Source organism: Bartonella sp. MR168JLCBS (genome assembly GCF_042194175.1).
Map to the genome: position 1 here is coordinate 1 of NZ_JBHIMP010000503.1, position 305 is coordinate 305.

At 36.7% G+C, this 305-nt stretch carries 1 pseudogene; it reads left to right on the plus strand.

What is annotated here, in order from left to right:
* A pseudogene (locus tag ACFIK8_RS12265) lies at positions 1 to 305 on the plus strand (BamA/TamA family outer membrane protein); the annotation flags it as partial.

Sequence of the window (305 nt, forward strand, 5' to 3'; positions counted from 1 at the left end):
CCTGGTATATTCACTCCTGATACAAACTTTGGGGCAGAGCTGAAAATACAGCAAGATGTTTTAGACAATTATACAACAAAAGCTATCAGAGCAAAGTTGGGTATTACGCATATCTTTAATAGTAATCTATCGGGACAGACTGCTGTAGAAGGTTCTAATGGTTATTCAAGCGATATCTATTTTGGAAGCCGTAATTTTACAACAATTGGGTTACCAAGTGGTTTGATTTACGATAGCCGTGATAATAAGTTGAATGCGAAAAGAGGCTGGTACGGTGAAGCAATTGTTGAACCTTTTTATGAAAT